The organism is Arthrobacter sp. Z5-13 (genome assembly GCF_056499105.1).
Genome location: NZ_CP096460.1, coordinates 3,315,611 through 3,337,209 on the forward strand (window position 1 = coordinate 3,315,611; position 21,599 = coordinate 3,337,209).

At 62.2% G+C, this 21,599-nt stretch carries 23 protein-coding genes and 1 pseudogene; 8 read left to right on the plus strand and 16 right to left on the minus strand.

Going from position 1 to position 21,599, the window contains the following annotated elements; translation table 11 throughout:
- Window positions 1–62: 62 nt before the first annotated feature.
- The 5 genes from M1E02_RS15425 to M1E02_RS15445 form a co-directional block, all read right to left on the minus strand.
- Window positions 63–1,079: an NADP-dependent oxidoreductase gene (locus tag M1E02_RS15425; RefSeq protein WP_479375095.1), complete on the minus strand. Its 1,017-nt coding sequence runs from the start codon at window positions 1,077–1,079 to the stop codon at window positions 63–65.
- Window positions 1,076–1,507, minus strand: a complete 432-nt coding sequence (locus M1E02_RS15430) for an organic hydroperoxide resistance protein (protein ID WP_479375096.1) — start codon at window positions 1,505–1,507, stop codon at window positions 1,076–1,078. The genes M1E02_RS15425 and M1E02_RS15430 overlap by 4 nt, the downstream gene beginning before the upstream one ends.
- Window positions 1,508–1,539: 32 nt before the next feature.
- Entirely contained in the window at window positions 1,540–1,974 is a 435-nt protein-coding gene (locus M1E02_RS15435; protein ID WP_479375097.1) for a MarR family winged helix-turn-helix transcriptional regulator, read from the minus strand.
- 80 nt (window positions 1,975–2,054) lie between these two features.
- Window positions 2,055–3,254 (minus strand): amidohydrolase, encoded by a 1,200-nt coding sequence (locus M1E02_RS15440; RefSeq protein ID WP_479375098.1) that lies wholly within the window; start codon window positions 3,252–3,254, stop codon window positions 2,055–2,057.
- Between the two features lie 85 nt (window positions 3,255–3,339).
- Window positions 3,340–4,473, minus strand: coding sequence for a mannose-1-phosphate guanylyltransferase (locus tag M1E02_RS15445; RefSeq protein ID WP_479375099.1), 1,134 nt, complete (start codon window positions 4,471–4,473; stop codon window positions 3,340–3,342).
- A 302-nt stretch (window positions 4,474–4,775) separates the two neighbouring features.
- Here M1E02_RS15445 and sdhC point away from each other — a divergent pair, with 302 nt between their 5' ends.
- The 5 genes from sdhC (at window position 4,776) to M1E02_RS15470 (ending at window position 9,194) form a co-directional block, all read left to right on the plus strand.
- Entirely contained in the window at window positions 4,776–5,114 is a 339-nt protein-coding gene (gene sdhC, locus M1E02_RS15450) for a succinate dehydrogenase, cytochrome b556 subunit (protein ID WP_479378184.1), read from the plus strand.
- 1 nt (window position 5,115) lies between these two features.
- Window positions 5,116–5,610 (plus strand): succinate dehydrogenase hydrophobic membrane anchor subunit, encoded by a 495-nt coding sequence (locus M1E02_RS15455; protein WP_479375100.1) that lies wholly within the window; start codon window positions 5,116–5,118, stop codon window positions 5,608–5,610.
- A 113-nt stretch (window positions 5,611–5,723) separates the two neighbouring features.
- Window positions 5,724–7,529, plus strand: coding sequence for a succinate dehydrogenase flavoprotein subunit (gene sdhA, locus M1E02_RS15460; protein WP_479375101.1), 1,806 nt, complete (start codon window positions 5,724–5,726; stop codon window positions 7,527–7,529).
- A 1-nt stretch (window position 7,530) separates the two neighbouring features.
- Window positions 7,531–8,313: a succinate dehydrogenase iron-sulfur subunit gene (locus tag M1E02_RS15465; protein WP_309106174.1), complete on the plus strand. Its 783-nt coding sequence runs from the start codon at window positions 7,531–7,533 to the stop codon at window positions 8,311–8,313.
- A gap of 110 nt (window positions 8,314–8,423) precedes the next feature.
- On the plus strand, window positions 8,424–9,194 hold the full coding sequence (locus tag M1E02_RS15470; RefSeq protein ID WP_479375102.1) for an alpha/beta hydrolase family protein: 771 nt from the start codon (window positions 8,424–8,426) through the stop codon (window positions 9,192–9,194).
- Here the strand turns inward: M1E02_RS15470 and M1E02_RS15475 are convergent.
- The 10 genes from M1E02_RS15475 to glyA form a co-directional block, all read right to left on the minus strand.
- Window positions 9,151–10,308 (minus strand): YihY/virulence factor BrkB family protein, encoded by a 1,158-nt coding sequence (locus M1E02_RS15475; RefSeq protein ID WP_479375103.1) that lies wholly within the window; start codon window positions 10,306–10,308, stop codon window positions 9,151–9,153. The genes M1E02_RS15470 and M1E02_RS15475 overlap by 44 nt on opposite strands.
- Window positions 10,253–10,801, minus strand: a complete 549-nt coding sequence (locus M1E02_RS15480; protein WP_479375104.1) for a 2'-5' RNA ligase family protein — start codon at window positions 10,799–10,801, stop codon at window positions 10,253–10,255. The genes M1E02_RS15475 and M1E02_RS15480 overlap by 56 nt, the downstream gene beginning before the upstream one ends.
- 169 nt (window positions 10,802–10,970) lie before the next feature.
- A complete protein-coding gene (gene trpS, locus M1E02_RS15485) occupies window positions 10,971–11,966 on the minus strand; it encodes a tryptophan--tRNA ligase (protein ID WP_479378185.1) in 996 nt (331 codons plus the stop codon).
- Between the two features lie 123 nt (window positions 11,967–12,089).
- Complete coding sequence (locus M1E02_RS15490) at window positions 12,090–12,923, minus strand: exodeoxyribonuclease III (protein WP_479375105.1); 834 nt, start codon at window positions 12,921–12,923, stop codon at window positions 12,090–12,092.
- Between the two features lie 10 nt (window positions 12,924–12,933).
- Window positions 12,934–13,512, minus strand: coding sequence for a hypothetical protein (locus M1E02_RS15495; RefSeq protein WP_479375106.1), 579 nt, complete (start codon window positions 13,510–13,512; stop codon window positions 12,934–12,936).
- Between the two features lie 88 nt (window positions 13,513–13,600).
- Window positions 13,601–14,434 carry an ABC transporter permease gene (locus M1E02_RS15500; RefSeq protein ID WP_479375107.1) on the minus strand — a complete coding sequence of 278 codons (834 nt, stop codon included), beginning with the start codon at window positions 14,432–14,434 and terminating at the stop codon, window positions 13,601–13,603.
- The gene (locus M1E02_RS15505) at window positions 14,431–15,309 is read right to left on the minus strand and encodes an ABC transporter permease (protein ID WP_479375108.1); all 879 of its coding nucleotides are present in this window, start codon (window positions 15,307–15,309) and stop codon (window positions 14,431–14,433) included. Before M1E02_RS15505 ends, M1E02_RS15500 begins: the two co-directional genes overlap by 4 nt.
- On the minus strand, window positions 15,302–16,291 hold the full coding sequence (locus tag M1E02_RS15510; RefSeq protein WP_479375109.1) for an ABC transporter ATP-binding protein: 990 nt from the start codon (window positions 16,289–16,291) through the stop codon (window positions 15,302–15,304). Before M1E02_RS15510 ends, M1E02_RS15505 begins: the two co-directional genes overlap by 8 nt.
- 188 nt (window positions 16,292–16,479) lie before the next feature.
- The gene (locus M1E02_RS15515) at window positions 16,480–17,385 is read right to left on the minus strand and encodes a bifunctional methylenetetrahydrofolate dehydrogenase/methenyltetrahydrofolate cyclohydrolase (protein WP_479375110.1); all 906 of its coding nucleotides are present in this window, start codon (window positions 17,383–17,385) and stop codon (window positions 16,480–16,482) included.
- A 2-nt stretch (window positions 17,386–17,387) separates the two neighbouring features.
- The gene (glyA, locus tag M1E02_RS15520) at window positions 17,388–18,689 is read right to left on the minus strand and encodes a serine hydroxymethyltransferase (RefSeq protein ID WP_479375111.1); all 1,302 of its coding nucleotides are present in this window, start codon (window positions 18,687–18,689) and stop codon (window positions 17,388–17,390) included.
- Window positions 18,690–18,978: 289 nt separating this feature from the next.
- Here glyA and purU point away from each other — a divergent pair, with 289 nt between their 5' ends.
- Window positions 18,979–19,839 carry a formyltetrahydrofolate deformylase gene (purU, locus tag M1E02_RS15525; protein WP_479375112.1) on the plus strand — a complete coding sequence of 287 codons (861 nt, stop codon included), beginning with the start codon at window positions 18,979–18,981 and terminating at the stop codon, window positions 19,837–19,839.
- Between the two features lie 53 nt (window positions 19,840–19,892).
- Window positions 19,893–20,417, plus strand: coding sequence for a gamma carbonic anhydrase family protein (locus M1E02_RS15530; protein WP_479375113.1), 525 nt, complete (start codon window positions 19,893–19,895; stop codon window positions 20,415–20,417).
- A 4-nt stretch (window positions 20,418–20,421) separates the two neighbouring features.
- Here M1E02_RS15530 and M1E02_RS15535 read toward each other — a convergent pair.
- A pseudogene (locus M1E02_RS15535) lies at window positions 20,422–20,502 on the minus strand (helix-turn-helix domain-containing protein); the annotation flags it as partial.
- Between the two features lie 229 nt (window positions 20,503–20,731).
- On the opposite strand from M1E02_RS15535, the gene M1E02_RS15540 reads away from it, so the two are divergent.
- The gene (locus M1E02_RS15540; RefSeq protein ID WP_479375114.1) at window positions 20,732–21,559 is read left to right on the plus strand and encodes an oxygenase MpaB family protein; all 828 of its coding nucleotides are present in this window, start codon (window positions 20,732–20,734) and stop codon (window positions 21,557–21,559) included.
- Window positions 21,560–21,599: the final 40 nt, after the last annotated feature.

Below are 21,599 nucleotides of genomic sequence, written 5' to 3' on the forward strand. Positions count from 1 at the left end.
ACCTACGGGTAGGGCTGCGTGCAAGTCATATGACACCAGGCGCCGGTGACCCGACCTGGAACTTACAGACGAACCAGCATTTTGCCGGTGTTTGCACCGTCGAGGAGGTCCATAAATGCCTGCGGCGCGTTCTCCAGCCCGTCCACGATCGTCTCGTCGTAGCGGACGGTGCCATCGGCCAGCCAACGGGACATCCTGGCAGCGAATTCGGCTGCATGCTGCCGCTGGCCGCCTACCAGGAAACCCCGCAGGGTGAGCTGCTTCCCGATGGCCAGCATCAGGTTGTGCGGGGCAGGGGTTGGCTCGGTGGCGTTGTACTGGGCAATCGCACCGCACATCGCCACCCGACCGCCAACGTTCAAAACGGACAACGCGGCCTCGAGGTGTTCGCCACCAACGTTGTCGAAGTACACGTCGATCCCGGCGTCGCCGGCCGCTTCCTTGAGCTGATCCTTCACCGGGCCGTCGTGGTACTTGAAGGCTGCATCGAATCCAAGTTCAAGCAGCCTGTCCACTTTCTCCTGGGACCCGGCAGAACCGATGACGCGGGATGCGCCCATCGCTTTGGCTATCTGGCCAACCAGGGAGCCTACCGCCCCCGCTGCTCCGGAAACGAAAACGGCGTCGCCCTCCTTGAACTCCGCCACCTTCAACAGGCCGGCGTAAGCCGTCAGGCCGGTCATTCCGAGGGCGCCTAGGAAGGCGGAGGCTGGAGCAAGGTCCGTGCTGGCAACGGTAGTGGAGCCTGCGTCAGCAACAGAGTGCTCACGCCAGCCCAGTGAATGCACGACGACGTCCCCCACCTTCCGGTCCTGGGACCGGGACGCGATAACCTCACCTACCGCGCCGCCGTCGAGCGCTTCCCCTACCGCAAACGGGGCCGAGTAGGACTTGACGTCATTCATCCGGCCACGCATGTAGGGATCCACCGAGATGAAAAGGTTCCGTACCAGCACCTGGCCGTCTTCCAACTCCGGAATGGCAGCCTTTGCGAGACGGAAGTTCTCCGGCACGGGGCGCCCTGTGGGCCGGGATGCCAGTTGGATGACACGGGTGGTTGTAGCGGTTTCCTGGCTCATGCGGCCACCTCCAGGATCTTGATGTCGACGTTGATGTTGCCGCGTGTGGCATTGGAATACGGGCAGATCTGATGCGCCTTGGCCACCAGCTCCTCTGCCGTTGCGAGATCCAGGGCGGGAAGGGCGATCTCGAGTTCGGCGGCAAGCCCGTAACCAGGGCCGTCATCCAGTGCGCCGATGTGAATCCTGGCCGCGACGGCGGAATCGGTGAGGTCGGCGCGGTACTTACGGCCAACAGTTCGCAGCGCGGAGTGGAAGCATGCGGCGTAGCCGGCGGCGAACAATTGCTCAGGGTTGGTTCCCTGGCCGTCGCCTCCAAGCTCTACAGGGGCCGCGAGGGTGACGTCCAGCTTGCCGTCCTTGCTGCGGGCACTGCCTTCGCGGCCTTCGCCCGATGCCAGTGCTTCTGCTGTGTAAAGAGTCTTCATGTGGTACCCGATCTGTTGTGGGTGGCTAATTCTCAGAGGTGACTGTGGAGGGCGGAGGTCAGCTTGTCCAGGGTTGCGCGCAGCTGTTCCAGCTCGTTCGCGGACAGCTTGGCGGCATCTGCAAGGTGCTGCGGAATCCCTGTTGCCTTGGCGCTGAGGCTCCTGCCCGAATCGGTCAGCGTGATCTCCATCCGCCGCTCGTCCAACGCTGACCGGCGGCGTTCCACGAGCTCAAGGGACTCAAGCCGTTTCAGAAGCGGCGAAAGTGTTCCCGAATCCAGTCCGAGCTCCTCCCCGAGTTCCCGGACGCTCCGCGGCTCGCTCTCCCAGAGGACCAGCATCACGAGGTACTGGGGGTAGGTGAGCCCCAGCTCCTCCAGGATTGGCCGGTAAACCGCTGTGGCTGCTTTTGATGCCGAGTAGAGGGCGAAGCAGAGCTGGCGGTTGAGTCTGGGAGCATCGGTCATACTGCAACCGTAGCCCACAATTACATTGTGCACAACTCAATTGCCGAAAGCGATCCAAAGGATCGCTCAAAGTGAGGTAACTAGAGGTCGCGGATGGTCCGGAGCGCTGCAGCCGTGAGCACCTGAATGCCGTAGCCAAGGGCACGCTCGTCCAGGATGTAGTCTCCGCGGTGGAGGTCGTATTCTTCGCCGCCGGGAGTTTTGGTGCCCAGCCGCATCATTGCTCCAGGACGCTCGGCCAGGAACCAGGCAAAGTCCTCCCCGCCCATTGACTGCGGGGTGAGGACAACCGCCCCTTCGCCAATTTCGGCACGCGCGGCGGCTTCAATCAAGGCTGTTTCGTGCTCGGAGTTAACCACCGGCGGAACCCCACGCGTGTGCTCTAGGTGGACCTCAACCCCATAGGGCGCGGCTATCTCATGGACGATTTCATCCAGGAGTTCGCCGGCGCTCTTCCAGGCGTCGCGGTCCAGGCACCGCATGGTGCCGGCCATGTAGCCGCTGGCAGGGATGGCGTTGGGTGCCGAGCCTGCGGAAATCTGGCCCCAGACCACTGAGACCCCGCTGCGCACATCAACGCGGCGGGAAAGGACAGCGGGCACGTTGACGGCGATCTGCGAGAGGGCAAACACGAGGTCTTCGGTAAGGTGCGGGCGGGAAGTGTGCCCTCCCCGGCCGCTCAGGGTGATCTTGATTGTGTCCGAAGCCGACGTAATGGCGCCGATCCGCGTGCCGATCTTGCCTACGTCAATCCGGGGATCACAGTGAAGCGCAAGGATGCGCGGCACGCCTTCAAGCACGCCCTGCTCGATGCACGAGTGGGCACCTCCGGGCATGGTCTCCTCTGCCGGCTGGAAAACAATGCGGACAGAGCCACGCAGCGGCGACTCCAGGTGCATCCGGTGCAGGACGAGTGCAATGCCGAGCATGGTGGCGGTGTGCACGTCATGCCCACAGGCGTGCGTGACACCGTGGTTCTTCGAGGCAAACGGGAGGCCGGTTTCCTCAATGATGGGCAAAGCATCGATGTCACCGCGGAGGGCCGTTGCGATGGGGCCCTCACCGACGTCCACTGTGAGTCCCGTGCCCTCAAGCCGGTGCGGTTTGAGCCCTGCTGCTTCGAGCCGTGCTACGAGCTTGTCAGTGGTGCGGAACTCCTTAAACGACAGTTCCGGGTGCGCATGGAGGTCACGCCGGAATTCGATCAGTTCCGGCAGGAGGGATTCCAGCCATGGCCCCACCAGGTCGGTGGGCTCAGCTTCAGTAGTGTAATTGCGCACGCAATAACTCTAGCGAGCGGACAAAGAATAGCGGCATCGCCGTCTCCCCGTTACGGTTCCAGCCGGTTTTTGCGGCCCCACGCCGTCAGAGGACGTCGGTGTCGCCGCTCGCCTTCAGTGCGTCCACAGCAGCCTTGACGCGCTGCGAGTGCTCCTTGGTGGTCACCAGCAAGGCATCGGGGGTGTCCACGATGACCACGTCCTTGATACCGATCAGGGCAATGACGCGCTTGGTATCGGAGACCACCACGCCGGAGGCATTCTCGGTGAACACGCGGGCGCCTTCTCCGAGGACAGTGACGTCATGTACTTCCTTGGCGCTGTTCAGCCTTCCCACAGAGGCGAAGTCTCCGACGTCGTCCCAGCGGAAAAGACCCGGCACGACGGCGACGTCCCCTGCCGCCGCTGCGGGTTCAGCCACGGCGTAGTCAATGGCTATCTTCGGAAGTGTCGGCCAAACGCGGGCAGTGACGTCATCACGTTCCGGACCATCCCAGGCCTGGGCTATTTCCAGCAGGCCCTTGAAAAGCTCAGGCTGGTTGGCTTCGAGGTGCTTCAGCATGAGGGCAACCGGCGCGACGAACATGCCCGCATTCCAGACGTAGTCACCGCTGTCCACGTACTCCTGGGCCACTTCTTCACTCGGCTTTTCCACGAACTCCACGACCGCCTGCGCATTGGGCGCCAACGGCACAGCGAGGTTGCGTCCTGAGCGGATGTAGCCGAAACCGGTGGACGGATGGGTCGGTTTGATACCGATCGTGACGATCTTGCCGGCAGCTGCGGTGTGGATTGCCTCCCGGACGGTGTCCTGGAAGAGGTTGTCAGGGCTGATGACGTGGTCCGCGGCGAAGGATCCCATAATGGTGTCCGGATCACGCTGGTGCAGGATGGCTGCGGCCAGGCCGATGGCAGCGCCGGAGTCCTTCGGCTCGCTCTCGAGCACGAGGTCGCTGTCCTGCAGTTCGGGCAACTGGCTGCAGACCGCCGTCCGGTGCGCCGTTCCGGTCACCACCAGGACCTTCTTGCCGGCCAGCGGCTCAAGGCGATCGTAGGTTGCACGGAGCAGCGTGCTGCCGGATCCCGTGAGGTCGTGGAGGAATTTCGGGGCTGCTGCCCGCGACAGGGGCCAAAGGCGGGTCCCCACTCCGCCGGCCGGAATCACCGCGATAAAACGGTCCAACGGTGAATTCTGGTTTGTCACATTGTCGTCTCTCATCACGGCCTACTTTAGCGGAAGCGCCTCAGGCCAGCCCCCGCACCCCGCTTGTGAGCCCGCGCAACCCCGTCATGATGTGGCATTTGTCTCACCATTTCCTGAAATCCGCGCTGTTACTGGCCACCAAGGAGGGCCTAAATTGAATAAGCTGTGAGCGAAGCCTAGATTTAGGCCCGAGCTACGAGTGCTCTCGCAGCAGGCGTTCCCCCCGCGTGGATCCCACGCCAGCGCCGCTGTGTTGCAGGGAGGTTTATTCAGTGCCGACAAAACCAGCTGGCACCTTGTACCGCGGCCGTGAAGGCATGTGGTCCTGGGTAGGACACCGTATTACCGGTGTTGTGATCTTTTTCTTCTTGTTGGTCCATGTCCTGGACACCTCGCTGGTGCGCGTGTCCCCCGAGGCCTACGACCACGTGATCGCTGCCTACAAGAACCCGCTGATGGCCCTGGGTGAAACGGGCCTCGTCGCAGCAATTGTGTTCCACGCCTTCAACGGTCTGCGGATCATCGCCGTCGACTTCTGGAAGAAGGGTGCCAAGTACCAGCGCCAGATGCTGTGGACTGTCCTGGCTCTCTGGGTTGTCACCATGGTGGCCTTCTCCATCCGCCACCTTTCCCTCGCCTTTGCTGGAGGTCACTAACATGTCTGCACCTGAGATCCAGAAACCGCGTAGCGGTCAGATCAGTGGCAAGCCTGCTGCCGGCGTCGTTGCCCCCCAGTACCGCCGGACAGGTGGCTCCCGTGGCAACTTTGAGATGTTCGCGTGGCTTTTCATGCGGCTCTCCGGCGTTGTCCTTGTTGTCCTGATCTTTGGCCACCTCTTCGTCAACCTACTCGTGGGCGAAGGAATCAAGGCAGTCGACTTCGGATTCGTTGCCGGTAAGTGGGCCGATCCGTTCTGGCAGGTCTGGGATCTTGCCATGCTGTGGTTGGCCATGCTTCACGGCACCAACGGCGTACGCACCATCATCAATGACTATGCCGAAAAGGACTCAACACGTTTCTGGCTGAAGATGGTCCTCTACGCTGCCACCACGGTCATCATCATTCTGGGCACCCTGGTGATCTTTACGTTCGACCCGTGCCCCATGATCGACGGCGTCCCGCTGCAGGGTGGCTACTGCCCCGCAGTCTAGGGTCCGCCCAACTGCCTGCATCGGCGCAGGCAGGGTTTCACGTTTCAGGTTTTACGGCGCAGGCTCCGCCCGCCCGTGCTTTATAGCGAATTTTGAGAGAAAGAGCGTCTGGTATGCAGGTCCATAAGTACGACGTCGTTATCGTCGGTGCCGGTGGTGCTGGCATGCGCGCAGCGATCGAATCCGGTCAGCGTGCGCGAACAGCAGTATTGACCAAGCTCTACCCCACCCGCTCGCACACCGGTGCCGCGCAGGGTGGGATGTGTGCGGCGTTGGCCAATGTCGAGGAAGACAACTGGGAGTGGCACACCTTCGACACAATCAAGGGCGGCGACTACCTCGTTGACCAGGATGCCGCCGAGGTCATGGCGAAGGAAGCGATTGACGCCGTCCTGGACCTGGAAAAAATGGGCCTGCCGTTCAACCGCACCCCTGAGGGCCGGATTGACCAGCGCAGGTTCGGCGGCCACACCCGCGATCACGGCAAGGCTCCCGTCCGCCGGGCATGCTACGCAGCTGACCGCACAGGGCACATGATCCTCCAGACCCTGTACCAGAACTGCGTCAAGCACAACGTTGAGTTCTACAACGAGTACTACGTCCTTGACCTCCTGACCGTCGAAGAGGACGCTGTCCGTGAGGACGGCACGCCGTACAAGCAGAAGCGAGTGGCCGGCGTCGTATCCTACGACCTCGCCTCCGGTGAACTGCACGTTTTCCAGGCCAAGTCCGTGGTGTTCGCCTCGGGCGGCGCCGGCAAGGTCTTCAAGACCACCTCCAACGCCCACACCCTTACCGGTGACGGCATGGGCATCGCCTTCCGCCGCGGCATCCCACTGGAGGACATGGAGTTCTTCCAATTCCATCCGACAGGCCTCGCAGGCCTTGGCATCCTCCTTTCCGAGGCTGCCCGCGGCGAAGGCGCCATCCTGCGAAACTCCGAGGGTGAGCGCTTCATGGAGCGCTACGCCCCCACTATCAAGGACCTGGCCCCGCGTGACATTGTGGCCCGATCCATGGCCAACGAGGTCAGGGAAGGCCGGGGTTGCGGCCCGAACAAGGACTATGTGCTCCTCGACCTGACGCACCTTGAGCCGGCGCACATCGATGCCAAGCTGCCGGACATCACCGAGTTCGCACGCACCTACCTCGGTGTGGAGCCCTACACCGAGCCGGTTCCGGTTTTCCCAACGGCGCACTACGCCATGGGCGGCATCCCCACCAACATCACCACTGAAGTCCTGCAGGACAACGACACCGTAGTTCCCGGGCTTTACGCAGCTGGCGAGGTGGCCTGCGTGTCCGTGCACGGCTCCAACCGCCTCGGCACCAACTCCCTGTTGGACATCAACGTCTTTGGCAAGCGTGCCGGCATCGCCGCCGCTGAATACGCCAAGACGGCAGACTTCGTTGAGCTCCCGGAGGATCCGGAAGCGTACACGATCGAGCTGCTGAACATCGCCCGCAACGGGAACGGTGACGAGAAGGTGGCTGTGATCCGCAAGGAGCTGCAGGACACCATGGACGCCAACATGCAGGTGTTCCGGACGGCCGAAACGTTGAACCAGGTCCTACGGGATATCGCATCCTTCGAGGAGCGGTACAAGCGCATCAGCGTCCAGGACAAGGGCAAGCGGTTCAACCTGGACCTCCTGGAAGCCGTAGAGCTCGGCTTCCTGCTGGAGCTCGCCAAGGTTATGACCGTGGCGGCACTGCACCGGGAAGAATCCCGTGGCGGCCACTTCCGCGAGGACTTCCCCGAGCGTGACGACGAGAAATTCATGAAGCATTCCATGGCGTACAAGGACGAGCACGCACCTGCGGACGGTACCGGTTCCGCAGAGGCAATCGCCGGCATCAGGCTTGGCACCAAGCCCGTTGTCTTCACGCGCTACGAGCCGATGGTGAGGAAGTACTAAGATGTCCGCTGAACTTGCTGAGCCAGCCTCCAAGATCGAACTGCCCGCGCACGTTGGAGGTGGCGGAGAGATCCCCACATTCGACGTCACCATGCGCGTGCGCCGCTATAACCCCGAGGTCTCTGCTGACGCCACCTGGGACGACTTCAAGGTCACCATGTACGGCACCGACCGTGTGCTGGACGCCCTGCACAAGATCAAGTGGGAAATCGACGGCAGCGTGTCTTTCCGCCGTTCTTGCGCCCACGGTGTTTGCGGCTCCGATGCCATGCGCATCAATGGCCGCAACCGCCTTGCCTGCAAAACCCTTCTGAAGGACCTGGACACGTCCAAGCCCATCACCGTGGAACCCATCAAGGGCCTCCCCGTGGAGAAGGACCTCATTGTGGACATGGAACCGTTCTTCCAGTCCTTCCGTGAGGTCATGCCGTTCCTCATCAACCGGGGCCACGAGCCCACCAAGGAACGCCTGCAGTCCGCCGAAGACCGTGAGCGGTTCGATGACACCACCAAGTGCATTCTTTGCGCCGCGTGCACGTCCTCGTGCCCCGTCTTCTGGACCGACGGCCAGTACTTCGGCCCGGCCGCGATCGTGAACGCCCACCGCTTCATCTTTGATTCACGTGATGATGCCGGCGACATGCGCCTGGAGATCCTCAACGACAAGGAAGGTGTGTGGCGTTGCCGCACCACCTTCAACTGTTCAGAGGCGTGCCCCCGCGGTATCCAGGTCACGCAGGCCATCGCTGAGGTCAAGCAAGCTATTCTGTCCCGCAAGATCTGACGCGTTCAGCACCAAGGTCTACTAGCAAGGCTCTCTAGCGACGACGGCGCCCCTCACCCCAGCGGTGGGCAGGCGCCGTCGTCGTCTCGGCAGAACTGAAAGGCAAAGCGATGTCACGGTCAGAGAAGATCAGCTTCGAGGGAACCACCGGCGAGGTACTGTCGGGGATTCTCGACGTTCCCGAGGGCCCCGTTAAAGGTTGGGGTGTGTTCTCGCACGGATTCACGCTCGGCAAGGACAGCCCTTCTGCCTCGCGGATGTGCAAAGCGCTGGCGGACAACGGCGTGGGGATGCTCCGCTTCGACAACCTCGGCCTTGGCGATTCAGCCGGGTTATGGTCTGAAGGCTCCTTTAGCCACAAGGTGGCCGACACCGTTCGTGCTGCCGAATTTATGCGCGCGCAGGGAAAAACCATTTCGATCCTGGTGGGGCACTCCTTTGGAGGTGCCGCCGTACTGGCAGCTGCGCAGCACATTCCCGAGCTCGACGCCGTCGCTACTGTCGCGGCGCCGTTCTCGCCCAAGCATGTTGCCCACGTCTTTGACGCCGCCCTGGACAAGATCCTCAGTGAAGGCAGCGCCGAGGTGGACCTCGGCGGGAAGCGCGTAGAAATCCGCCGGCACTTCGTGGAGGATCTGGAAAACGCGGACCTCACCGACTGCATCAAGCGCCTGCACAAGCCGTTGATGGTCCTCCACTCCCCCACCGACAACACTGTGGGGATCGAAAACGCCAGCACCATTTTTCAGACGGCACGGCATCCCCGCAGCTTCGTCTCCCTGGAAGGCAGCGACCACCTGCTCACAGGCAAGGGGCAGGCGGCCCGTGCCGGCAGAATTATTTCGGCTTGGGCCGATCAGTACCTCGACGCCGGGCGGTAGCCTCCAGCGCGCGCTCGGGATCGACGGGTGTTTTACCGGGCTGCACCTGCCGGGGACCCCAGCCCGTCATCGTTCCGGCGGGCGCCCTTTGGAGGTCCGTCTCGCGCACCTTGGACCAGGCGGCAGCCATCAGATAGACCTGGCTGACCAGGTTGAACCAGATCAACAAACCAATGATGATCGCGAAGGGCGCCAGAATCGGGTTCCGGCTGGCGCTTGCCAGCAACTCGGTACTGAAGATCTGCAGGACACCGGTTCCCGCCGCCGCGATAACGGTTCCTTCCAGCAGCGCCCGGCGTGAGAGCCGCAGGCCGCCTGCCAATCGGAACATGATCACGGCCGTGATCCAGGCCAGGACCAGGGGCACGCCGATCTTGATGGATGTGGTCAAGGGCCAGGAGAGCAGCGCATCGAGCCGGAACTGCTCTGTCAGCCAGCCGGCCGCAGTGCCGAAGACCAGGGAGGCACCAGCGCTGAGAACCAGGGCAGCGCCGAGCAGCAGGAGTATCCCGGCCTCTTTCAGTTTGAGGATCACTGGATTCATTGTCAGCGGAGGAAGCTCATGGATTATGCGCAACCCGCCTCGCATGCCGCCTATCCAGCGGAGCGAAGTAACCACTGTTACGACGGCGGCGATGACGGCTGTCCAGCCCAGACCGTCAGGGTTCAGGAGTTCTTCCGGAGCTACCAGTCCTTCCCTGCCATCCGTTTTCAGCAAACCCGGAGCAGCTCCGGAGACGCTGCTGACGATTCTGTCCAGGAGCGCTGGCTGACTGCGCAGCAGCAGGCCTGCGATGGAGAAGCCGGTGGTGAGCAGACCCGTGATGGAAAAGAACATGTTGAAGCCGATGCCGGCGCTCAGGAGCGGTCCGCGCTGAAGGTTGTACTGCTGCATGGCCCGGACGGGGCGAATGGCGTTGACCCGGGCCACCAGCCACTGGAGCATCGCCGTCAGGGACTTAAGGCGGCCACCGGCCGCACGGCGGGTCTTACCCCACTCGAGCTTCCTGCGGATAATCTCCAACTGCAGCTGGGCCAGGTTGGTGGGCAGTGGGCGGTCAGCGGGACCGCGCTGAGCTGTCCGCGCCCCGGGGGTGGTCAGTTTCGATACCAAAATCCAACTCTTCCCGTAGCTGCCAGATGCCGTTGGTGTCGTGCTCGTAGAGTCCCATGCTAACCACAGGGAAGGTGGCCTTGTAGTCCTTCAACACCGTTTCGGCCTCGTCGAGGCTTTCGGGGGCAACATCGTGGGCGATGGTCACATGCGGGTGGTAGGCAAAGGGAAGGTCCCGCTCAAGAGGGCCTGTCTGCAGCCTTTCATGGAGATCCACACACGCGCCGAATCCGTCCTCCACGTTGAGAAAGACCACCGGAGAGACAGGGCGGAAGGAGCCTGTTCCGGCGATGCTGATGGTGAAAGGTTCCTGATTCCTTGCGACTTCGCGGACGTGGCTTAACGTCGCTTCCCAGTCGTCCGTCAACGTGGTGGTGATCAGGGTGATGTGGGCCGGGATTACATCAGCCATAGGGTCGCCAAACGATGCCCGCCACTGCTGCAGTTCCAGTGCGATGTCTGGCGGAAAACCCAGGATGACCCCAACACTCATGCCTTGTGTCTCTCTATCAAGATCACCCTGTGCATCATGGTCGCGCTGCCTGGAAAGGCCACGCTGCGTGTTCTTTCGCGTCACAGCGTCATCAGATGACTTTCCCGCGCCACGCCCGGTGGTGTTGGAGACTTGGTGTGATGTGACTTTACTCGCAGCGGACATCGGGTTAGCGGACTCCTTTGGCTCCGGCGTAGGGCAGGAAACCCACCTTGGTGTAAACATCCTGCAGCGTGGCACTCGCGATGGCACGTGCTTTGTCGGCCCCGTGAGCCAGCAGGCGGTCGAGTTCAGCCGGATCTCCCAGCAACTCGTTGGCGCGCTCCCTGATGGGTGAGAGGTGCTCGGTCACGATCTCGGCCAGGTCGACCTTCAGGTGGCCGTACATCTTGCCCTGGTATGCCTCAACGAGGGCTTCTACACTCTGGCCGGTGATCGAGGAGTAGATGGTCAGAAGGTTTGACACGCCGGGCTTGGTCTCCCGGTCAAAGCGGATCTCGGTTTCGGTATCCGTGACTGCTGACTTGATCCGCTTGGCAATGAGCTTGGGCTCGTCCAGGAGGTTGATGAGTCCGGCCGGGGACTCAGCCGACTTGGACATCTTTGCGGTGGGGTTCTGGAGGTCATAGATCTTTGCCGAGGCCTTCTGGATGAAGGGCTCGGGCACCGTGAACGTTTCGCCGAAGCGGGTGTTGAAGCGGGTTGCGAGGTCGCGGCTGAGTTCCACGTGCTGGCGCTGGTCCTCCCCCACCGGCACGCCATGCGGCTGATAGAGGAGGATGTCCGCCGCCTGCAGGACGGGGTAGGTAAACAGCCCAACGTTGGCCTGGTCCGAGCCGTGCCGCAGCGACTTGTCCTTGAACTGCGTCATACGCGAAGCCTCACCGAAGCCCGTGATGCAATTCAGTACCCAGGCAAGCTGGGCATGTTCAGGCACCTGTGACTGGACGAACAGCGTGCACTTGTCCACATCGACGCCACCGGCAATGTACTGTGCGGCTGTAATGCGGGTCCGCTGGGCCAATTCCGCGGGGTCGTACGGGATGGTGATGGCATGCAGGTCCGGAATGAAGAATACGGCGTCGTATTCGTCCTGCATCCGGACCCAGTTCACCAGCGCACCGAGATAGTTTCCAAGGTGCAGGGAATCAGCCGAAGGCTGCATCCCTGAAAGGATGCGGTGCCGCGCAGCCGTTTTGCGTTGACCGTCGGCAGAAGGCAAGGGCTGGGCGGAGGCCGCGGGGTCGGTCACAGTGGAAGGAGAGGTCATTCGGAGAAGCCTTAGGGGTTAGAGCCGGTAGTCCACTACCAGCGGTGCATGGTCGGAGAAGCGGGTATCCCATGACGTGGCCCTGTCCACAACCGCCGAAAACGCTGCGGCGGCGAGGCCGGGAGTAGCCAGGTGGTAGTCGATGCGCCAGCCTGTGTCCGTATCAAAGGCCTTACCGCGTTGCGACCACCAGGTGTACGGGCCATCAACGTTTCCGGCCAGGCCCCTGTGGACATCCCTCCATCCGATTTCATCACCGAAAAAGCGGTCAAAATATGCGCGCTCCTCAGGCAGGAAGCCGGCACGCTTTACGTTGCCCTTCCAGTTCCTGATGTCCAGTTCGGTGTGTCCGACGTTGAGGTCGCCTACCACCAAGGCGTGGTCACTGTGCTTGGCCAGCTCCGGCAAACGGGTGCTCATGACGTCCAGAAAGCGGAACTTGTCATCCTGCTTCGGCGTGCCGGCCTCGCCCGAGTGGACATAGGCGCTGGCAACCGTCAGCTGACCGGTTTTGCCTGCAGTGTCAGTGACATAGAAGTCCGCCTCCACCCAGCGGCCGGTGGTAACGAAGTAGTCGTCACCGATACCTGAGCGCGTGCCCACAGGCTCTGACCGGGAAGCTATCGCCACGCCGGCACGGCCTTTGGCCTCGGCTTCAGCGTGGAGAATGTGCCAGCCCTCGCCCAGCAGCTCCCGCACGATGGCGTCGGGGGCCCGGACTTCCTGGAGGCAAAGGATGTCGACTTCGCGGGGCTCCAGCCAGGCGGACATGCCCTTCTTGTAGGCAGCACGTAGCCCGTTGACGTTTACTGATGCGATGCGAAGGTAATCCTTCTTCAATGCCGAGCTCACCCGCACTACTCTAGTCGATGATGGTTCCGCTGACCGGCTGGTCATTCCCGCCCGAGGACTTGATCATGTCCCTCGCGTTGGTCGCGGTGATCTCGATTGTTTCCAAAGCCCGGGCAATGGTGTCCTGGTTCGCGGCCGCACCCTTTTCCCGTTCCTTTTCCACCACACGCACCTGGACCTGGACGATCTTGAAGGAGTGATCCAGCTTCAGGTCCCGCACCTCATCGGCGTTACTGCGCTCTGCCACCAGACGGGTCCCGCCTCGGCCGGAGCTCGACGGCGAAGGTGCCAGGCCTGCGGCGGAGTTGAACGCGTTCTGCGCCTCTGTAATCTTGGCTCCCGCTTTTTTGGCAGCCCTTTGGATGCTGAGGACCACGAAGGCCGCCAAGGCCAGCCAGAAAAACGCGATGATGGCGATGACCCAGCCCACGACGTCGTTCTGGTTTGCAGCGAAAATGACAGCCACCAGGAAGGCGATGATGAAAACCGTCATCCCCAATCCGCTGATGCGGAACATACTGAACCCACGCCTGGCGGGTTTGGAGTTGCCTGGTTGGGAGGGGGAAGCGGGATTGCCCAGAGATCGCATATACCAAGTATGGCAAATATGGCACTGGCTCCATGCCCGCTTCCACCGCTGGCGAACGCCTCAGCTGCTTTATGAGCTACTTCCGCAGCTACTTCAGGAACAGCTTGCGGAGCCGTCCGGTGGTCAGGAGTACACCCAACACGATCATCACGAGGTAGTAGCCGACGTGGATGGCAGTAGCCGCGGTGAATACGCCCACACTGATCTGCCGCAGCAGCTCTACCCCATGCCATAGCGGCATCGCCTGAATAAACCACTGGATTGGCTGCGGGTAGACGCTCAGCGGATAGAACGTGGCGCTGAAGAGGAACATCGGGAGCATCACGAAGTTGATCCAGTCCATCTGCTGGAAGGTCTTCATGAAGCTGGTAATACCCATGCCGAAGCTGGCAAACCCGAAAGCTATCAGCACAGCCGCGGGAATCATCAGGAGCGCCCACGGCGTGGTGATCAGGCCCATCAGCCCCATCACGGCTGTGAAGCCTGTTGCATACATCAGCCCGCGCAGCAACGCCAGGAAGATCTCCCCCATGGCCACGTCCAGTGGACCCAACGAGGTGTAGAGCATTCCCTGGTACAGCTTGGCGAAGTTCATCTTGAAGAACACATTCCAGGTGGAGTCGTAGACCGCTCCGTTCATGGCCGATACCGCCAGCAATGCCGGGGCGATGTAGGCGCTGTAACTGATCTCCGAACCGCCCGGCCCCTGGACAGTGCCAACAATCGCGCCGAGCCCGACCCCCATGGAGATGAGGAACAGCACAGGTTCGAAGAAGCCGGAGAGCATCACCATCCAGTTGCTGCTCTTGGTAGCCATGAGGCCCCGCGCCACTACTGCCTTGACGTTGCGGGAATAGAGAGGGCCAAAAGACCTGTTGCGCACAGCCTCGGTAACGCTGTGGCCCTCGGTGAGGACGCTCATGACGCCATCCTTTTCTCGAACTGCCGTTTGGTCAGGATCCATCCGACGATGGCAAGGCCGACGAGGAACACGATATGGAAGATCGTCAGGAGCGGTGACTCCTCGTAGCCGTAGCTGAAGACCCGCCCCAGCTCAGTCCCGTGCCAGATTGGCGAGATCCACCCGATCCACCGCACCACCAGGGGCAAGGTATCCAGCGGAAAGAATGTTCCCGAGAACAGGAACAACGGCATCACTATGAAGCGCATGACCATGGCGAACTGGCCCTTGTCTTCCTTGATGGAGGCTGAATAGGCCATCAGCGGCAGCCCGAAGGACAAACCCGCGAGGGTAGCTACCAGCACGGATACCCACCCCCAGCCGCTCGGCGAGGCACCGAAGAGGGCCACAACCACAAAGTAAAGGGCGGACTGGACCACGAAACGCAAAGTGATGGCCATGACGTGCCCGCCTGCAATTTGCGAAGGAGTCAACGGGGAAGCGTGGGGACCGTAAAACACCCGGCGCCACTTGAAACCGTCCATCACAGGGAAGGTAAATTCATTGGCTGCTGTCATCACCGATGCGGAAACCAGCAGCGCAGGGGCGATGAACACCAGGTAGCTCACCCCACCGAACGCTGAAGTGCTGTTGGCATCCACAAGGGTGGCCAACCCCACGCCCATGGCGAACAGATAGGCAACGGGTTGCCCCACGCCGTACATCACGATGGTCCAGCTGTAGCCCTTCATCACCCGAAGGACTTGTTCCATGTAGTAGAAAGCACCCCAGCGGCGGGCACGGGCGGCGGAGATTTCCGGAGTATGCGCGCGCCGGAGCGTAGCTGGACCAGCCCCGCCGTCGCCTGAAACAGTTGCTGCTTGCGGTTCAGTCAACGAGGCTCCTCCCGGTGAGGCGGAGGAACACGTCTTCGAGCGATGACCTGCGGACCAGCGACGTCAGGGGATGAAGGCCGCGGGCAGTCACCTGTTCAAGGGCGGCCTCCCCGTCCTCGGCGTAAATGAGCACACGGTCTGGAAGGGTCTCGATCCGCTCACCGATACCGTCCAGCTCTACGCCGATGGACGTGTTGCGTTCGGACCCAAACCTGAGTTCCAGCACTTCCCGGGTGGAGTACTCCCTGATCAAGCTGGCCGGGGATCCTTCAGCCATGATCTTTCCCTTGTCCACCACAATCAGCCTGTCGCACAGCTGTTCAGCCTCATCCATGTAGTGCGTGGTGAGGATCAGCGTGACGCCTTGCTCCTTGAGCCGGAACAGCCGGTCCCAGAGGATGTGGCGAGCCTGGGGGTCAAGGCCTGTGGTTGGTTCGTCCAGCAACAGGATCCGCGGTTCATTGATCAGCGAGCGCGCAATGGTCAGGCGGCGCTTCATTCCCCCGGACAGGGCATCCACCTTAGACTTCGCCTTGTCTGTGAGCTGGGCAAACTCGAGGAGTTCGTCCGCCTTCGGACGCAGGTAACTCATGGGCAGGCCGAAGTAGCGTCCGTAGACCAGGAGGTTGTCGCGGACGCGCAGTTCCTCGTCCAGGTTGTCCTGCTGCGGCACAACGCCAAGGTGGGCACGCACCTCAGGTCCATGCTGGTCGGGATCGAGGCCCATGATGGTGAGCTGGCCCGATGTGCGCTGCGAGACGCCACCGATCATCTTCATGGTGGTCGACTTTCCTGCGCCGTTCGGGCCGAGCAGTCCGAAGGCTTCACCAGCCGGGACATTGAAGGAGATATCGTCGACGGCGGTGACGTCGCCGTAGGTTTTGCTGAGGTTCTGCGCGGAAATGACGTACTCGTCTGCGTCTTTGCTGTCATTACGGGGAGGGCGGGAGGATGCTTTTTCTTTCGACACGAGTTCTGGCACCCACCTAACGCTAGTACTCATATTCGAACAAAGAAAGAGTTCTCTCTCGAAAAATCCATTCGATTTGGGATATTCCCCCAGAGCATCGCCGGTTCGTTAAAGAGGAAGGGTACCCGGCCACTGAACGTCCGGGTACCCTTCCTCATTTCACAGCTTGGCGGCTATACGCGCTCCTGGCCTGACCTGGGTCAGACCAGTCCTGCTTGCCGCTCCGCTGACTCCACAACATTCTCAAGCAGCATGGCACGGGTCATCGGACCCACTCCGCCCGGGTTGGGCGACAACCAGGCAGCAACATCGGCAGCCTCGGGATGAACGTCTCCGGTGACAACGGCCTTACCGTTGCCGTCGTCCACGCGGCTCACACCGACGTCGAGCACTATGGCCCCCGGTTTGAGGTCCTGTGCCTTGATCATGTGCGGCTGGCCGGCAGCAGCGATCACGACGTCGGCCTGCCGAATTTCGGCTGGCAGGTCCGTGGTACCTGTGTGGGCAAGGATGACCGTGGCGTTCACGTCCTTACGGGTCAACAGGAGACCGACCGGGCGTCCGATGGTGACACCGCGTCCCACCACCAGCACGCGCTTGCCGCTGAGGTCGATCCCATGGCGCGCCAGCAGCTCCACGCAGCCCTTCGGAGTGCAGGGCAGCGGGGATTTCATCGGTCCGCTGACGTTGGCCACGAGCCGGCCCAGGTTCATTGGGTGCAGCCCGTCAGCGTCCTTGTCAGGGTCCATGGCCTCCAGGATGACGTCCTGGTCGATGTGCTTGGGCAACGGAAGCTGGACAATGTAGCCGGTGCAGTCCGGGTTCTCATTGAGTTCCCGGACCACCTCCAGCAGTTCCTCCTGGGTGGCGGTATCCGGAAGGTCGCGCCGGATCGACGTGATGCCAACCTCGGCGCAGTCCTTGTGCTTTCCTGCCACGTACCAGGTGCTTCCGGGATCCGAGCCCACCAGAACAGTGCCAAGTCCGGGAACCACTCCCTGAGCCCGTAGAACGGCAACGCGCTCTGTCAGTTCCGCCTTGATAGCAGCAGCCGCGGCCTTGCCATCAAGAATCCGGGCTGTTTCCTGAGAGCCAGTGGAAACCATGCTTACCACTGCTCGTGCTGAGGATACAGCGGGAAGTCGGCTGCGAGTTTGTCCACCCGGGACTGGAGCACCTGGACATCGGTGGCAGTGCCAGACTTTAGCGCGGTGGCGATGATGTCTGCAACTTCGGTGAATTCCGCAGCACCGAAGCCGCGGGTGGCCAGGGCAGGAGTGCCGATGCGCAGGCCGGAGGTGACCATCGGCGGGCGCGGATCGAACGGGACAGCGTTGCGGTTTACCGTGATACCCACCGAGTGCAGGAGGTCCTCGGCCTGCTGGCCATCGAGCTGGGAGTTGCGGAGGTCAACGAGCACCAGGTGGACATCCGTGCCACCAGTGAGCACGGAGACACCGGCCTCGGCAACGTCCGCCTGGTTGAGGCGGTCAGCAATGAGCTTGGCGCCTTCAAGGACGCGCTCCTGGCGCTCCTTGAACTCGTCGGTTCCGGCGATCTTGAACGCGACAGCCTTCGCCGCGATAACGTGCATAAGCGGACCGCCCTGCTGGCCCGGGAACACGTTGGAGTTCAGCTTCTTGGCCCACTCCTGCTTTGCCAGGATCACGCCGGAGCGGGGACCGGAAAGGGTCTTGTGAACAGTGGAGGTGACGACGTCGGAGTGCGGCACCGGGCTCGGGTGAAGGCCCGCTGCCACCAGTCCGGCGAAGTGCGCCATGTCGGTCCAGAGCAGTGCGCCCACCTCGTCCGCGATGGAGCGGAAGGCAGCGAAGTCGAGGTGGCGGGGGTAGGCCGACCAGCCCGCAATGATGACCTGGGGCTTTTCCGCAATGGCCTGTGCGCGCAGCTTGTCCATGTCGATGCGGAAGTTGTCCTCTTCCACCTGGTAGGCAGCCACGTTGTAGAGCTTGCCTGAGAAGTTCAGCTTCATGCCGTGGGTGAGGTGCCCGCCGTGAGCCAGGGACAGGCCCAGGATCTTATCGCCCGGGGTGATCATGGCCGAGAGCGCCGCGGCGTTGGCCTGTGCACCCGAGTGCGGCTGGACGTTGGCGTACTCGGCGCCAAAGAGGGTCTTGACGCGGTCGATGGCCAACTGCTCGGCAACGTCGACGTATTCACAGCCGCCGTAGTAGCGGCGTCCCGGGTAGCCTTCGGCGTACTTGTTAGTCAGGACTGAGCCCTGCGCTTCCATCACGGCGCGGGGGGCGAAGTTCTCGGAGGCAATCATTTCCAAGGTGCCGCGCTGGCGGCCGAGTTCCTGGTCCAGGACTGCTGCGATTTCGGGGTCAAGCTCGGCCAGCGATTGGTTGCTGACCACTGACGAGGTCGTGGAAGTGGAAGTAGTCACGAAGAACTCCTGGCTAGGGAACGGTTACTGCTAAAGGTCAGGCTACCGGCTGGCGAATGGCTCCGCCCATTGGTTACAGGTGCCCTTGAACACAGGGCAGCCGCTACGGAGAACCACAGCAAGAGGCGGCAGCAAAGTGCACTGCCATCCGGCAAAACATGACCCTCGGCCCAGGCGTACGATCCGTGGTCTTCGTGAGTGCCGCTCCCTGGTGGTTAGCCACCCAACGCCAGTTGCGACCGGTTAAGCGTACAACAGGAGCCACGCCCGCGCGGGTAGGCTGGTGTCCGTGACTGAAGACCTGCTGAATGACTCGTACGTTGTAACCCTCTCCTGCCCGGACCGGCCCGGAATTGTGCATGCCGTGGCGGGCGCTCTCCTGCTGGCCGGATGCAATATTACGGACTCGCAGCAATACGGCAGCCAGGCGACCGGAACGTTCTTCATGCGGGTGGAGGCCACCACCGCCGCTTCCCACGCAGAGCTGCACGCCTCGTTGGATCCCGTAGCCCGCGCCTTTGAGATGCAGTTGACGCTCAACCCGGCCGGCCGCAAGGTCCGGACGTTGCTGATGGCCAGCAAATCTGCCCACTGCCTCAATGACCTGCTGTTCCTGCAGCGCTCCGGAACACTGCCCATAGAGATCCCTGCCATCGTCTCCAACCACCGGGACCTCGAAGGCCTGGCGGAGTTCTACGGAATCCCCTTCCACCACATCCCCGTCACCCCTGAGACCAAGGTGGGCGCTGAGGACGCGTTGCGGGCCATCATGGCCGAGCACGACGTCGAACTCACGGTGCTTGCCCGCTACATGCAGGTCCTCTCAGACTCCCTGTGCACCGAGCTCACAGGGAAGGCGATCAACATCCATCACTCATTCCTGCCCTCCTTCAAGGGCGCCAAGCCGTATCACCAGGCCCACGCCCGCGGTGTGAAGCTGATTGGCGCCACGGCCCATTACGTCACTGCTGCCCTGGATGAGGGGCCCATCATTGAGCAGGAGGTCATCCGTGTGGACCACCGGAGGACCGCCGAGCAATTCGTGCAGATGGGCCGTGACGTGGAAGGCCGCACCCTGGCGCAGGCCGTGCAGTGGCACGCTGAACACCGGGTACTGCTGGACGGCAACCGGACTGTCGTCTTCAACTGACTGGTCTTTCCACCCGGAGGTTTGGCGGGGCAGGCGTCCTCTAGGCTGTACGCATGGCTCCCCTGTACTCCTTTGGCGGCAACGTCCCCGACGTCCACGACTCCGTTTTTGTCGCCCCCACGGCTTCAATCATCGGCAATGCATCACTGGCCGAAAATGCCAGTGCCTTCTTCGGGGTTTCAGTCAGGGCTGATACCGCCGCCATCACTGTGGGAGCCGGAAGCAACCTGCAGGACAACGTGGTGCTGCACGCGGATCCGGGTTTCCCCTGCACCGTCGGGGCGGGCGTCAGCGTGGGGCACAGCGCCGTCGTCCACGGCTGCACCGTTGAGGATAACTGCCTGATCGGTATGAGCGCCACCATCCTGAACGGGGCAGTGATCGGCGCCGGTTCGCTCGTGGCGGCGGGCGCCGTCGTCCTTGAGGGGACGGTAGTTCCGCCGCGTTCGCTCGTGGCCGGGGTGCCCGCGAAGGTACGGCGGGAACTGAGCGAGGAAGAGTTCGACGGCGTCCGGCGCAACGCAGAGCGGTACGTGGAGCTTGCCCGGGCCCACCGAGCGGAACAAGCCGGGCTCTAGGTAGCCTCACCAACAAATCACCCACCGTGCAGTCAATGACTCTGCAGATGGCAGACAGCGTGGAAAATCGGATCGCCCGAGCCCGGCGGCACCCGGACCGACCGCGATTGGCCACAAATCAAGTTGTGCCAGGAAAAAAGTCCCCGCATCCGGCTCCGGCAACAATCCAACCCTCTCGAGGACAGCATTGTGAACCATCCCTTCAATCAGGGGATGCGCGGCACCCCACACCATCACCTATTCGATAATTAACTCAAGGCATGACAAGCTGGCCGGTTGAGGACACGTCCCTCCCTCTCGGGTATGGTGTCTGAATGGTTCGTAGACTCGCCGATATTGGGGCCGAGGGCGTCCTGCTGGCCGGGGCCGGGCGGGCAGTGCTGCTGCAGATTGCCAATCCCTCGATCGGCCATGCCGTGGCTGAGCACAGCAATTTCGCTGAACGGCCCCTGGAACGGCTGCGTACCACCATGAGCTACGTCTATGCCGTGATCTACGGTTCACCTGAGCAACTGGCAGCCATGCGCCGCAGCGTCAACCGCGCCCACGCCCCCGTCCGCCGTTCACCGGAGGGTGCGTCAAAGGGCTACAACGCTTTCGACGCCGAGTCCCAGCTTTGGGTGGTGGCCACCCTTTACGACACCGCCGTGACTGTCTACGAACGGATCCATGGCCCGCTCGACGACGATTCCGCCGATGTCATTTACCGCGAGTACGCAAAGATCGGGACGGCCCTGCAGCTGCCCAAGGAGATGTGGCCGGCTGACCGCTCAGCGTTCCGGGAGTACTGGAACCGAAGCCTTGCCAGCTTGAAGGTTGACGAGGTGGCGGTCCGGGTGGCACATGACCTGCTGCACCCATCGGCTGTTCCATTGTGGCTGCGGCTCACCATGCCCCTTGCCCGGCTCCTGACCGCAGGCCTCCTCCCTGGTTCGCTGCGGGAAGATTTCAGGCTGCCATGGAGCAAAGCGCATCAGCGTCGTTTCGAACGGTTCATGCGTCTGCTGGCAATTGCTAATCCACTCCTGCCCCGGCGCGTCCGGCATTGGCCGAGGGACCACTACCTGGGCGAAATCGACAAGATGGCTCAGATCCCCCACCCAACTGCACCATCAGGCGGGCTCCGCAGCGCAGATGCCTAGGGCTGCTGCCGGAGGCCAGGGTATTTCCACTGAGGAATCA

What these genes read in the sequence shown, in the direction of transcription:
- M1E02_RS15425 (WP_479375095.1), bottom strand. Translation starts at nt 1,079, where the DNA reads ATGAGCCAGGAAACCGCTACAACCACCCGTGTCATCCAACTGGCATCC.
- M1E02_RS15430 (WP_479375096.1), bottom strand. Translation starts at nt 1,507, where the DNA reads ATGAAGACTCTTTACACAGCAGAAGCACTGGCATCGGGCGAAGGCCGC.
- M1E02_RS15435 (WP_479375097.1), bottom strand. Translation starts at nt 1,974, where the DNA reads ATGACCGATGCTCCCAGACTCAACCGCCAGCTCTGCTTCGCCCTCTAC.
- M1E02_RS15445 (WP_479375099.1), bottom strand. Translation starts at nt 4,473, where the DNA reads ATGAGAGACGACAATGTGACAAACCAGAATTCACCGTTGGACCGTTTT.
- sdhC (WP_479378184.1), top strand. Translation starts at nt 4,776, where the DNA reads ATGTGGTCCTGGGTAGGACACCGTATTACCGGTGTTGTGATCTTTTTC.
- M1E02_RS15455 (WP_479375100.1), top strand. Translation starts at nt 5,116, where the DNA reads ATGTCTGCACCTGAGATCCAGAAACCGCGTAGCGGTCAGATCAGTGGC.
- sdhA (WP_479375101.1), top strand. Translation starts at nt 5,724, where the DNA reads ATGCAGGTCCATAAGTACGACGTCGTTATCGTCGGTGCCGGTGGTGCT.
- M1E02_RS15465 (WP_309106174.1), top strand. Translation starts at nt 7,531, where the DNA reads ATGTCCGCTGAACTTGCTGAGCCAGCCTCCAAGATCGAACTGCCCGCG.
- M1E02_RS15470 (WP_479375102.1), top strand. Translation starts at nt 8,424, where the DNA reads ATGTCACGGTCAGAGAAGATCAGCTTCGAGGGAACCACCGGCGAGGTA.
- M1E02_RS15480 (WP_479375104.1), bottom strand. Translation starts at nt 10,801, where the DNA reads ATGAGTGTTGGGGTCATCCTGGGTTTTCCGCCAGACATCGCACTGGAA.
- trpS (WP_479378185.1), bottom strand. Translation starts at nt 11,966, where the DNA reads ATGCAGCCTTCGGCTGATTCCCTGCACCTTGGAAACTATCTCGGTGCG.
- M1E02_RS15495 (WP_479375106.1), bottom strand. Translation starts at nt 13,512, where the DNA reads ATGCGATCTCTGGGCAATCCCGCTTCCCCCTCCCAACCAGGCAACTCC.
- M1E02_RS15500 (WP_479375107.1), bottom strand. Translation starts at nt 14,434, where the DNA reads ATGAGCGTCCTCACCGAGGGCCACAGCGTTACCGAGGCTGTGCGCAAC.
- M1E02_RS15515 (WP_479375110.1), bottom strand. Translation starts at nt 17,385, where the DNA reads ATGGTTTCCACTGGCTCTCAGGAAACAGCCCGGATTCTTGATGGCAAG.
- M1E02_RS15530 (WP_479375113.1), top strand. Translation starts at nt 19,893, where the DNA reads ATGGCTCCCCTGTACTCCTTTGGCGGCAACGTCCCCGACGTCCACGAC.
- M1E02_RS15540 (WP_479375114.1), top strand. Translation starts at nt 20,732, where the DNA reads ATGGTTCGTAGACTCGCCGATATTGGGGCCGAGGGCGTCCTGCTGGCC.